The organism is Flexivirga caeni, assembly GCF_003724155.1.
Lineage (GTDB): Bacteria > Actinomycetota > Actinomycetes > Actinomycetales > Dermatophilaceae > Flexivirga > Flexivirga caeni.
Genome location: NZ_RJJQ01000003.1, coordinates 89988 through 102139 on the forward strand (window position 1 = coordinate 89988; position 12152 = coordinate 102139).

Genomic DNA, 12152 nt, shown 5'->3' on the forward strand with positions numbered 1-12152 from the left:
GGGCCCGGCACCGCGCAGCGCGGTGCCGGGCCCATGCACTGGCAGTGTGGTGGTGTCAGTGGGCGGCCAGCCGGATGATGACGACGACGACCGTCCAGGCGGTGCCGATGATGCCGCAGATGAAGCCGGCCTTGACCTTGCCGCGACCTCCGATGGCACCGCCGGAAGCGTCGATCTCCTGCATCGCCTGGCGACCCATGATGATCGCAGGGATGCCAGTGAACAGACCGCAGCACACGAGGCTGAGGATGCCGAGCACCAGGATGAGCGTCCCCCTCTGGTGCTCCTGGGGCATGACGCCGCCATACGGGCTGCCGGGCTGCGGGGCGCCATACTGCGGGGCACCATAGGGCTGGGCGCCATACTGCGGGGCGCCGTAGGACTGGGCGCCGTACTGCGATCCGTCGTGCGGCGCGCCATACTGCGGGCCGCCCGGCTGCTGGCCCTCTTGCGGCGGGTTGCCGTACTGGGGCTGGCCGTATTGAGGGTAGCCCGAGCCGTCATTCGGCTGTTCGCCGTTGCCGCCCGGCTGGTTGGGGTCGTTCGGATAGTTGCTCACGGGCTGTCCTTTGTGTAGTCGGGTCCGGATGAGGGTAACGAAGGTTCGGGGGTTGGTGCACCCCTGACTTCCGCGTCGGTATGACGCGCCTGGCGCGCGACTCGATCCACGCCGGTCCACGCGATCTGCCGCGGTCGGAGCGGCTGGCCGCCGGCGCAGCCACCCGCTGGCGTGATGTGTGCAACTTCTTGCGTCATACCAAGGGTTTCGCCTTGGTAATCACAGACTCGCGGACGACAATCAGCACATGGTGTGGCTGATCCTTGCGCTGGTCATCGGAGTCGCGCTCGCCGCGACCGTCATCGGTCTCGTTGCCGTCCCGGCACACCGGGAAGGCCGGGAGGTGCTCGGTGAGGGTGCCGAGCAGTTGGTGAACTCGGTCGCCGAGCGTCGCGGCCGCAAGGACGGTGCCGGATCTGCGCGCGACGAGCAGCACGCGGCCGGCTGACCCGCCGCTCTGCGGGACGCGCCCCGAGGGGGTGGCGCTGCGGCCGTCGCACTGATCGGTTTGCCATGATGTCGGCGTGGACGCGCTCTGGGAAATTCTCGTCATCATCACGGTCGTCGTGCTCGCCGGCCTGGGCCTGCTGGTCGGTTACCTGCGCCGCTCGGGCACCAAGGGCGCGCCACCGGTAACCCCGCCACCGCCGGCTCGCGAGGCCAAGACACGCGAGGCCAACACCTACACCCCGAGCAGCACCGCGCGCATCGACACCAGCCGGGGCGCGCCGCAGGCGCCCGCTCCGGCCCCGGTGCAGCCCGTCGCGCCGGAGCCGGTCGACGTCGCCGAGGCGTCTGTCGAGGAGGAGGTGCCGGCGCCCGCGATCGAACGGCCGGAGTCGGCGCGCGGACGGATGACCCGGCTGCGTTCGCGGCTGGCGAGCTCGAACAACAATCTCGGCAAGGGCCTGTTGTCGGCGCTGTCCAGCGGCAAGCTGGACGACGCGGTGTGGGAGGAGGTCGAGGACACTCTGCTCGGCGCCGACCTCGGGGTCGACGCCACCACGGAGATCGTGGACGGACTTAAACGTCGAGTGCAAGTTGAAGGCGCTCCGGACGCGGAAACCCTGGAAAGCTGGCTGCACGCCGAACTGCTCGCCCAGGTCCGGCCCGACATGGACCGGCGGATCGCGGGTAGCCGGGTCGGCGACCGACCCGCGGTGATCATGGTGGTCGGTGTCAACGGGACGGGCAAGACCACGACCGTCGGCAAGCTGGCCCGCGTGCTCGTCGCCGAGGACAAGGACGTCGTGCTCGGCGCGGCAGACACCTTCCGCGCCGCGGCCGCGGACCAGCTCGAAACCTGGGGGGCACGGGTCGGCGTGCCGACGGTGCGCTCCGAGAAGGAGGGCGCCGATCCGGCGGCCGTGGCGTTCGACGCGGTGAAGGCCGGTCAGGAGGGCGAAGTCGACGTGGTGATGATCGACACCGCCGGCCGGTTGCACAACAAGGTCGGCCTGATGGACGAGCTGGCGAAGGTGAAGCGGGTCATCGAGCGGCAGAGCCCCATCGACGAATGCCTGCTGGTGCTGGACGCGACCACCGGGCAGAACGGCATGCGGCAGGCGGAGGTGTTCGCCGGCGCGGTCGACATCACCGGTGTCGTCCTGACCAAGCTGGACGGCACGGCGAAGGGTGGCATCGTCGTACTCGTGCAGCGGGAACTCGGCGTGCCGGTCAAGCTCGTCGGGCTCGGGGAGGGCGCCGACGACCTGGCGCCGTTCGACCCCGTCGCATTCGTGGATGCCGTCCTGGACTGAGTGACAGTCACTTCGCCGAGTGACGGCGGAATTGCGCCGTCACTCGGCGAATAGCCGTCATTCGCGGGATGGGGCGAGCGCGATGGGGCGGGAGCGGGCGGGGTCAGGCGCGCAGGGCGGCGTCGGTGGCCTGGTTGACGCGGCGGTCGGCCTGGATCTGCGGGTCCGACAGCAGCCACCGGATGCCGCGCGCGCCGAGGTTGCCGAGCGCGCGGAGTGCGGGTGCGGCGCCGGGCGGCGTGCGGATCCCGAGCATCTCCCGGGCGTATGGCGGCAGTGTCCCGACCGCACCCGCCACCAGGGTCAGGTAGGCCGGTCGCGCAGCCGGGGAGAGCGGCGGGCGCCAGGTGATGAACCGCAGCACCGACCGCGCCGCCGGGGTGCCGCGCAGCTCCGTCCGGTATGACGCGAGCGTCTCGTCCAGCTGGGCCACCGTCGCCGGGGCGTTGTCGAAACCCAGCCGGGACGAGACGCTGCCGATCTGGGCGACATACGTGTCGGCCTCGGCGCTGGTGAGACTGCCCCCGCCATACGCCCGGAAGCAGGTGAGGAAGCTGTCCGCCTCGGCGGCGTGTACCCACGCGAGCAGGTGCGGGTCGTCGGCGCGATAGGGCACTCCCTCGAACGTGCCATGCACCCGGCGGTGGATGCCGCGGATGCGGGCGACCAGCCGTTCGGCGTCCGGGATCGTGCCGAAGGTCGTGGTGGAGATGAAGTTGCTGGTCTGCTGCAGCCGCCCCCACGGGTCGTCGCGGTAGTTCGAGTGATCCTCGACGCCCGCCATCGCCAGCGGGTGCAGCGACTGCAGCAACAGTGCCCGGATGCCGCCGACGAACATCGCCGCGTCCAGGTGCACCCGCCAGATGGGGTCCTCCGGGGTGAACCAGCGCTCGCCCGTCTTGCCCCAGATGCCGTCGGCGCGGCGCCGGGCGTCGTCGCCCGCCACCCGGTCGCGCAACTGCACCGCGGCGGTATGGCGCACGGCGTCACTCAGCCGAAGCAGCGGGTGGGGCAGGGCTGACGACATACAGCCATTGTCACTCGCGGGGGACCGGCGCGCGAAACCCAGCGTTTACCACCGCCGGGATCGGCAACACGGATGTAACACAAGGCCGCACGCCCCCGAAACCGTGCATTGCCAGGCTTACTCGCATGACATTGACTTCCCTGGCCATGGCGGCCCCTCCAACGCCGAACTCGGGTGATACCGCCTGGGTGCTGGCTGCAGCCGCCCTCGTGTTGTTCATGACCCCCGGCCTCGCGCTGTTCTACGGCGGGATGGTGCGCACCAAGAGCGTGCTGAACATGATGATGATGAGCTTCATCAGCATGGGCACCATCGGCGTGGTGTGGCTGCTCTGGGGATATTCCGAAGCCTTCGGCGCGGACAGCTCCGGCGGCTGGATCGGCAATCCCTTCGACCACTTCGGCCTGCACGGTGTGCTGACCGCGACCTACGGGACGATCCCCGGCCCCGCGTTCGTCGCCTTCCAGGTCGTCTTCGCGATCATCGCGGTCGCCCTCGTCAGCGGCGCGATCGCCGACCGGGCGAAGTTCACCACCTGGACGGTGTTCACCGTGGTGTGGGCGACGATCGTCTACTTCCCGGCGGCCCACTGGGTGTTCGCGTTCAACAAGTTCGCCGCGAACACCGGCGGCTGGATCGCCAACGGCGGGTTCTTCCTGCACGGCCACGGCGCCTACGACTTCGCAGGCGGCACCGCCATCCACATCAATGCCGGCGCGGCCGGTCTGGCGCTGGCCCTGGTGCTCGGCAAGCGGCTCGGCTTCGGGCGTGACCCGATGCGGCCGCACAACATCACCCTGGTGATGATCGGTGCCGGCATCCTGTGGTTCGGCTGGTTCGGCTTCAACGCCGGATCCGCGCTGTCGGCCGGCCCGCTGGCCGCCGGCGTCTGGGTGAACACACTCGGTGCGACGGCCGCTGCGATGCTCGGCTGGCTGGTCGTGGAGCGGCTGCGAGACGGTCACTTCACCTCGCTGGGTGCGGCCTCCGGCGTCGTCGCGGGCCTGGTCGCGATCACTCCGGCCTGTGCCACAGTCACCCCGATCGGTTCGCTGATCGTGGGCGTGGTCGCCGGCGCGGTGTGCGCGCTCGCGGTCGGGCTGAAGTTCAAGCTGGGCTTCGATGACAGCCTGGACGTGGTGGGCGTGCACCTGGTCGGTGGGCTCATCGGCACCCTGTTGATCGGCCTGCTGGCCAGCAAGGGCAGCCCCAACGGCTCCGGCACCCAGGAGGGCCTGTTCTACGGTGGCGGGTTCCTCCAGTTGGGCGTGCAAGCCGGCGCAGCGTTCTTCGTGCTGATCTTCTCCTTCGTGGTGACCTACATCATCGGCTGGCTGCTGCACAAGACGATGGGCTTCCGGGTCGACGAGCAGGACGAGGCCGAAGGGGTCGACCAGACCGAACACGCCGAAACGGCATACGACTTCGGCAACCTGTTCAGCGGCAGCCGCATCGGGCACCGTCCGGATCACCCGATCCGGACCACGAACAAGGAGGAAGTGGACGCATGAAACTCGTCACGGCGATCATCAAGCCCTTCAAGCTCGACGAGGTGAAGGAAGCACTGGAGACCTACGGCATCACCGGTATGACGGTCAGCGAGGTCAGCGGTTACGGCCGGCAGCGCGGGCACAGCGAGGTCTACCGCGGTGCGGAATACACCGTCGACTTCGTCCCGAAGATCCGGCTGGAGGCCGTCGTCGAGGATCTGGACGCGGCAAGCGTCGTGGACGTGATCGTCAAGACCGCGCAGACCGGGCGGATCGGCGACGGGAAGGTGTGGGTCGTGCCGATCGACGACATCGTGCGGGTCCGCACCGGCGAACGCGGCGAAGGCGCCATCTGACGACAGGGCCGCAGCGGGCACCACCGGCTGGTGGTGCCCGCTGCTTGCAGCGAGGGCGCGGCGGTGCGATGAAGGAGCGGATCAGCATGATCACGGGGATCGACCAGAAACGACTGGACCTCGCGGGCACCCGGGAGTTCACCCGGCTCGGCGAGGGGCCGAAGCGCAGGGCGCGGCTGGCGGCATACACCCTGGAGGTGCTGCGCGAGTTGTATGCCGACGCGGCGCGCTCCACCGGTGCGCCCGGCACGGGGGTGGCGCTCGCGGTGGTGGGCAGCCTCGCCCGGCGGGACGGCGGTCCGCTGTGCGATTTCGACCTGGTGCTGCTGCACGACGGCCGCTCGATCAGTGCCGACGATCTGAACGCGCTGGCGGATGCACTGTGGTATCCGTTGTGGGACAACGGGATTCGACTGGATCACAGTCTGCGCACGCCCAAGGAGTGTCGGTCGGTCGCCTCAGGGGACCTGGCGGCGACGACCGGGCTGCTGGACATTGAACCGGTTGCCGGCGACGCGTTGCTGGTCGCCCAGGTTCGCCAGGGCATCGCCCATGACTGGCGGGCCAATGCTCGCAAGCGGCTGCCGGAGCTGGCCGAGTCGGTGCGGGTGCGGCACGAGCGGCACGGCGACCTGTCGGCCGACCTGGAACCGGACCTGAAAGAGGCCGCCGGCGGCCTGCGTGACATGGCGGTGCTCCGGGCGCTGGCCGGGGCGTGGCTGGCCGACCGGCCGCACGGAGCGCTGGACACGGCATACGACCGGCTGCTCGACGTGCGGGACGCGCTGCACGTGGTGACCGGCCGTGGGCGCGACCGGCTGGCCCGTCAGGACCAGGACGCCGTCGCCGCCCTGCTCGGCGAACCGGACGCCGACGAACTGCTCACCTCCGTCGTCCAGGCCGGTCGCGTCGTCTCGCACGCGCTCACCGACACGATGCGGCGCGCGGGGCAGTCGCAGCGGGCGCGGACGCTGCGGACCGGACCGCGCCGGCCAGTGCTGCGGCCACTCGGGCACGGCCTCTACCTGCACGACGGGGAAGTGGTGCTCGGCAGCCGGGACGTCCACCGTCGCGGTGCCCTCGTGCTGCTGCGAGCTGCTGGTGCCGCAGCCTCGCGCGGGGTGCCGATCGCGCCGAGCACGCTGCACAATCTGACCGCCGACCTCCCGGGGATCGCGACGCCCTGGCCGGCCGAGATCCGGGATGCCTTCGTGGACCTGCTCGCCTCCGGGCCGGGGCTGGTGAGTGTCTGGGAGACGCTCGACCTGACGGGAGTCATCGGTGGCTGGCTGCCGGAATGGGCGGCGGTGCGCGGGCGCCCGCAGCGCAGCCCGGTGCACCGGTTCACCGTCGACCGGCACCTGATCGAGACCGTCGTGCAGGCCGCTGCGATCCGGGACCGGGTGCGCCGGCCCGACCTGCTGCTGATCGCGGCGCTACTGCACGACATCGGCAAGATCGCGGGGGTCCACGATCATGCCGTCGAGGGTGCTCCCGTCGCGGCGAACGTCGCGCGGCGGATGGGTTTCGACGCCGCAGACGTCGCGACGCTGGAATTGCTGGTGCGCGAGCACCTGACGATCGTCGACCTGGCCACCCGGCGCGATCCGCACGACCCGCAGACCGTTAAGGCGCTGATCGCCGCGGTCGGGGAGGAGCCGGACGTGCTCGCCCTGCTGGCCGCCCTGACCGAGGCGGATGCGGTCGCCGCAGGCCCCAAGGCGTGGACCTCGTGGCGGGCCGGGCTGGTCACCACGCTCGTCGAGCACGCCCGGGCCGCGCTGGAGGACCGGCACCGGGTGCTGCCCGCCGAGGAGGGCGCGCTCGACCCGGTGATTGCGCAACAGGTGCGCGGCGGAGCGCCATACGTGCTGGTGCTGCCGACGCCGTCGGGTGCGCAGATCGAGATCTCGGACACCGACCGGCCGGGACTGTTCGCCGCCAGTGCGGCGCTCCTGGCGTCGTTCGGTATGACGGTGCGCTCCGCCCGGATCCGCACGACCGACGGGGTCGCGCACAACACCTGGCACGTGGAGGCGCCGCTCGCGGACCTGCCGAGCGTCGACCAGCTGGTGCGCGGGCTGCGTCAGCCCGGCCAGACTCGCCCGCGGCGCCAGCCGCGCGCCATACCGGGGGCCGGGCAGCCGCCGTCGCGGGCGACGGTCGTGCCGGACGCGTCCGCCGACGCCCTGGTCCTGGAGGTGCGTACGGCGGACCGGGCCGGCCTGCTCGGCGACCTCGGGGAGACCTTCGCGGCACATGGTCTGGCGGTGCGGTCCGCACACGTGGCGACGTATGCCGGCCAGTCGCTCGACACGTTCTACGTCACGACCGGCACCGGCGAGCTGGTCCCGCCGCCGGAAGTCGCGCGCATCATCGCCGCGCTGATCGACGCGTGTGACGGTGCAGCAGTCAGTTAACCTTGCCTGCGTGTTCAACAGCCTGTCCGACCGCCTGACGTCGACCTTCAAGAACCTCCGGGGCAAGGGTCGGCTCTCCGAGTCCGATATCAACTCCACGATCCGCGACATCCGGCTCGCGCTGATCGATGCCGACGTCGCGACACCGGTTGTCCGTGAGTTCACCGGGCGTGTCCGCGAGCGGGCGCTCGGTGCCGAGGTCAGCCAGGCGCTGAACCCGGGCCAGCAGGTCGTGAAGATCGTCAACGAGGAGCTCGTCGGCGTCCTCGGCGGGCAGACCCGTGAGCTGCAGATGGCCAAGCACCCGCCGACCGTCATCATGCTGGCCGGTCTGCAGGGTTCCGGAAAGACCACGTTCGCCGGCAAGCTGGCGCGTTTCCTGCGTGACAAGGGTCACTTCCCGGTGCTGGTGGCGGCCGACCTGCAGCGGCCTAATGCGGTGACCCAGCTGGAGGTGGTCGCCGAGCGGGCCGGCGTGCCGTGTTTCGCCCCCGAGCCCGGCAACGTCGGCGGTCACGACGCGGCCACGGCCGAGGGCACCCAGTCGTATGGCGACCCGGTGTGGGTCGCGCGGGCCGGTGTCGGTCAGGCGAAGGTGCGCCAGTACGACGTGGTGATCGTCGACACCGCGGGCCGGCTCGCGGTCGATGAGAACCTCATGCAGCAGGCTGCCGACATCCGCGACGCGATCCAGCCTGACGAGGTGCTGTTCGTCATCGACGCGATGATCGGGCAGGCGGCGATCGAGACCGCGCTCGCCTTCCAGAAGGGGGTCGACTTCACCGGTGTCGTGTTGTCCAAGCTCGACGGTGACGCCCGCGGTGGTGCGGCGCTGTCGGTGGCGTCGGTCACCGGCCGGCCGATCATGTTCTCCTCGATCGGTGAGCAGACCAAGGACATCGAGGTCTTCCACCCCGACCGGATGGCGTCGCGCATTCTCGACATGGGTGATGTGCTCACCCTGATCGAGCAGGCTGAGAAGGCCTTCGACCGTGACCAGGCCGCCGCGATGGCGCGCAAGTTCATGGACGAGGAGGACTTCACCTTCGACGACTTCCTGCAGCAGATGGCGGCCATCAAGAAGATGGGCAACCTGAAGGCGCTGATGGGGATGATGCCCGGCATGTCCGGGATGAAGGAGCAGCTGGCCAACCTGGACGAGCGGGAGTTCGACCGGGTCGAGGCGATGGTCCGGTCTATGACGCCGTTCGAGCGCACCCACCCCAAGCAGATCAACGGCTCCCGCCGGGCACGCATCGCCGGTGGCTCGGGTGTCACGGTGTCCGAGGTCAATTCGCTGCTGGAGCGTTTCGGTCAGGCGCAGAAGATGATGCGCCAGATGCGGCGCGGCGGTGGCATGCCCGGTATGCCGGGGCTCCCCGGCGGTGGTGCGAAACGCGGCAAGCAGCAGCCGAAGAAGAAGGGCAAGAGCGGCAACCCCGCCAAACGCGCCCAGCAGGAGGCCGCCGCAGCGCAGAAGGCGACGGGCGCGCGGGACAAGGCGATGGGCAGCGCGTTCGGGCAGCAGGAGGAACAGGACTTCTCGAACCTCAAGCTACCCAAGGGTTTTGAGAAGTTCCTCGGCCCGGGAGCGAACAAGGACTGAGGTCGTCAGCCGCTCGGTGCGCTGTCGGGGTAGCGATCGGCGACGACCTGCACGGTCCACGGTCCGACGGCGTGCTCGACGGTCACCTGGACCTCTGCTGAAGTGCTTCGGCTGCCCAGTGCCGGCGGATCCACCGTGCGGAAGTCGATGGCCGGGATGCGCCGGTCGTAGAGCGAGCACCAGGTGTCCGGGTGGGAGGTGTTCCTCGTGATCGCGATCGATGTGCAGTTCACCCAGGGCAGCCGGCCGTTGATCAGGACCCGGAACTGTCCGGTGCCTGTGGGCGACAGCAGGCCGGTGATGTCCAACTCGGGAACGGATCCTGCGGTGACCGGCGGCAGTGTCAGCCGCCCGGTGAAGGTGCCGTTGGGCTGGTCCGCGTCGCCGTGCAGGGTCAGCACCGTTCCCTGGGCAGCAGGCCGGATCAGGTGTCCGTCTTCGGTCGTCTGTCGGCGCAGCGCGTCCAGCGTGGTGTTGTGCTCGAGAATGAAACTGCTTGTCGCCACCGGATATTCGTTCCACGGCAGCTTCTGGTAGACCGCGACCGGCCACTGCGACCGCGCGGTGTCGTAGGTCATCACCGAGGTAGATCCCCGCACCGGGGTGAGCTCCGGGGTTGCCGAACCGCCCGGGCAGGACTGCTGGAGGTATTGGCCTGGCAGTTCGCTGCCGATGGTGATAGGCACGCGCGCGTTGGAACAGGCCACCGCGACAGCTGCCGTGCCGTGCGGCGCGGTGAAGGGCTCGGAGTCAGGCCCGATCGCGACTTCGTGGATGGCGACCAGCCGATAGCCCTGGGTGTACGCCGGGAAGTGCGTGCCGTGCGCGTGGTTGAGGCCGGCCGCCGTACGCAGCCATTCGTCGTGCCAGGTCTGTGCGATCCACACGGACGAGATCGTGACGACGACGACCAGGGCGGCGGCGGCATACGTCCACCAGGTGCGACGCGGCGGCGGTGGCACGGCGCGGATGGCGTCGAGCGTCGTTCTCGGGTCAGGGGATTCGGCCAGATCGCCGAAATCGTCCAGCAGGCGGCGCCGGTCGGCCCGGTCGGCGCCGGTCAGCTCGGGCGGTATGCCGGCATACGCCTGCGTGACGTCGTGCGATCGCAGGTGAAGCGCCCGAGCCGCAGCGGCCGGTTCGTGGTCGTCGAGGACTTCCAGCGTGAGTATGGCGCGCTGACGCGGGCTGAGCCCGGCGAGGAGCGGAAGCGCGCGGGGAAACCGCCGGTGCCGGCGCCGGATGGCAGGTCGAGGCGAGCGGCCCTGCGCGCCATACGCAGGCGGGCGGTCGCAGTCGCCCGGGAGAGGTCGGTGCGCTCACGCTCCAACTCGGCGAGAACTGTCGCGACGAGTCGCTCCGCGTCCTCCTGGGAGGCGGTGAGCAGGTAGGCGTCGTGGTGCAGGTCCGGGGCGCGGGCGACGACGAACTCATCGAAGTCGTTCGCAGCGGCCGTCCGCATGACTCCCAGGGTAGGCGGATCGGCAGCGCCGCGTGGTCAGTTCTGTGCCTTGTATCGGTCGTAGCGGATCTGCAGCTTCCACGGCCCGAGTGCGTCGCGGACCTGGACCCGGACGACCACCGAACCGCCGTGGGTGTCGATGTCCGGGTCAGGGCCGCCCAGATCGCTCATCGGCACCTGTGGCACCCAGCGGTCGTAGATCCGGCACCAGCCGCTGTCGTTATCGTCGGCGGAACCGGGGATCGAGCAGTCCGACATCGGCGATCCACCGACTTCGATGCGGTATTGTCCGGTCGTGGTTGGCGACAACAGCCCGCTCATGAAGAGAGTGGTGCTCGCCGCCGAGGGCGGCACTCGGGCCGTGCCGGTGAATGTGCCGTTGGTGCCGTGCATCGTCAGCGTCTCGCCGACGCGCACCGGAGAGTCGCCAAAGTTCGCCTTCGCGTTCAGGTCGAGGGGAACGTTGTGCTGGACGTCGAAATGACTCTTGGCAACCGGATAACGATCCCAGGGCACCGGCACATACCGCGCTACCGCGATCTCCTGGTGGCCCTGCCGGGGAGCGGTCACCGACGTCACCCCATCGGGGGCGTACAGGTAGTAGCGTCGGTCAGACTGAGCCGCGCAGGGATACGGCTGCGGGACGTCAGTGCCATCCGTGATCTGCGGCCAGTTGGCCGGAACTCTTGGATCGGGGCGCGCGCAGCTGAGCGCCAGCACACCACCCGGAGCCAGGTCGTTGATTGTGCGGGTGGCGCCGACCGTCACGGTCTGTACCCCGACGAGTTTGTAGCCCTGCGTATAGGCATGGAAGTGAGTGCCGTGGGTGGCATTGATTCCCGCGGGCGAGCGCAGCCAGCTGTCGTGGGCGGCGTTGCTGACAGTCACGGCGGCAATGGTGACCGCGGCGACGCCGATCGCTGCTGCCACACGGGTGCGGCTGATGAGCCGAGACGCCGGGGCATGGCGAGAGCGTTCGATCGTGACGGCCGGGTCCGGCCAGGCGGCGTGCTCGCCGAGGTTCGTGAGCATCTCGCCGATCCGGTGGTCGTCGACTGCGAATCCCATGGTGGCGCAGGCAGTTTCCTCGTCGCGCTGGATCTCGCGCCGCGGTATGCCGAGCTGGCGGGCCGTCATCCGGACGGTGAGTCCGTCCAGGTGCCGGAGCATCAGGATCGCGCGCTGGCGGGGTGACAGGCGCAGGACCGGTGCGGTGTCCGGGGTGTCCCCGCCGACGGTCGGCGCCGTCCCGGCGACAGCGAGCCGCGCCATACTCTGCCGGGCGTGCTGGCCGGCCTGCCCGACGTCCGCGGTGTCGCGTGCGAGTTGCCCGACGGCGCGGGCGACGAGGCGCTCGGCATCGTCCTGGTCACCGGCCAGCAGGTATGCCGTGCGGTGCAACTCCGCGGTGCGTGCCGCGACGAAATCCGCCAGGTCCTCGCCGACGTTGCCCCGCATGCGCTCAGGGTATG

11 protein-coding genes are annotated in these 12152 nt (G+C 70.0%); 6 read left to right on the plus strand and 5 right to left on the minus strand.

The window, feature by feature from the left end; all coding sequences use genetic code 11:
• Window positions 1-55 precede the first annotated feature (55 nt).
• Complete coding sequence (locus tag EFY87_RS20500; RefSeq protein ID WP_181445439.1) at window positions 56-559, minus strand: DUF4190 domain-containing protein; 504 nt, start codon at window positions 557-559, stop codon at window positions 56-58.
• Between the two features lie 247 nt (window positions 560-806).
• On the opposite strand from EFY87_RS20500, the gene EFY87_RS04780 reads away from it, so the two are divergent.
• Both EFY87_RS04780 and ftsY read left to right on the plus strand, forming a co-directional pair.
• Window positions 807-1007, plus strand: coding sequence for a hypothetical protein (locus EFY87_RS04780; RefSeq protein WP_123270331.1), 201 nt, complete (start codon window positions 807-809; stop codon window positions 1005-1007).
• Window positions 1008-1083: 76 nt separating this feature from the next.
• Window positions 1084-2319, plus strand: coding sequence for a signal recognition particle-docking protein FtsY (ftsY, locus tag EFY87_RS04785; protein ID WP_123270332.1), 1236 nt, complete (start codon window positions 1084-1086; stop codon window positions 2317-2319).
• A 103-nt stretch (window positions 2320-2422) separates the two neighbouring features.
• Here the strand turns inward: ftsY and EFY87_RS04790 are convergent, their stop codons facing one another.
• Entirely contained in the window at window positions 2423-3346 is a 924-nt protein-coding gene (locus EFY87_RS04790; protein ID WP_123270333.1) for an oxygenase MpaB family protein, read from the minus strand.
• Window positions 3347-3471: 125 nt separating this feature from the next.
• Between EFY87_RS04790 and EFY87_RS04795 the strand changes: the two genes are divergently transcribed.
• The 4 genes from EFY87_RS04795 to ffh all read left to right on the plus strand — a co-directional run bounded on the left by EFY87_RS04795 (window position 3472) and on the right by ffh (window position 9218).
• On the plus strand, window positions 3472-4857 hold the full coding sequence (locus EFY87_RS04795) for an ammonium transporter (RefSeq protein WP_220093510.1): 1386 nt from the start codon (window positions 3472-3474) through the stop codon (window positions 4855-4857).
• Window positions 4854-5192, plus strand: a complete 339-nt coding sequence (locus tag EFY87_RS04800; protein WP_123270335.1) for a P-II family nitrogen regulator — start codon at window positions 4854-4856, stop codon at window positions 5190-5192. Before EFY87_RS04795 ends, EFY87_RS04800 begins: the two co-directional genes overlap by 4 nt.
• 86 nt (window positions 5193-5278) lie before the next feature.
• A complete protein-coding gene (locus EFY87_RS04805) occupies window positions 5279-7612 on the plus strand; it encodes a [protein-PII] uridylyltransferase (RefSeq protein WP_123270495.1) in 2334 nt (777 codons plus the stop codon).
• 10 nt (window positions 7613-7622) lie between these two features.
• Window positions 7623-9218, plus strand: a complete 1596-nt coding sequence (ffh, locus tag EFY87_RS04810; protein ID WP_123270336.1) for a signal recognition particle protein — start codon at window positions 7623-7625, stop codon at window positions 9216-9218.
• Window positions 9219-9223: 5 nt separating this feature from the next.
• On the opposite strand, the gene EFY87_RS04815 is transcribed toward ffh, so the two are convergent.
• The 3 genes from EFY87_RS04815 to EFY87_RS04825 all read right to left on the minus strand — a co-directional run bounded on the left by EFY87_RS04815 (window position 9224) and on the right by EFY87_RS04825 (window position 12138).
• Window positions 9224-10180 (minus strand): hypothetical protein, encoded by a 957-nt coding sequence (locus EFY87_RS04815; RefSeq protein WP_123270337.1) that lies wholly within the window; start codon window positions 10178-10180, stop codon window positions 9224-9226.
• A gap of 98 nt (window positions 10181-10278) precedes the next feature.
• Window positions 10279-10680: a hypothetical protein gene (locus tag EFY87_RS04820; RefSeq protein WP_123270338.1), complete on the minus strand. Its 402-nt coding sequence runs from the start codon at window positions 10678-10680 to the stop codon at window positions 10279-10281.
• A gap of 36 nt (window positions 10681-10716) precedes the next feature.
• Complete coding sequence (locus EFY87_RS04825) at window positions 10717-12138, minus strand: sigma factor-like helix-turn-helix DNA-binding protein (protein WP_123270339.1); 1422 nt, start codon at window positions 12136-12138, stop codon at window positions 10717-10719.
• Window positions 12139-12152 lie beyond the last annotated feature (14 nt).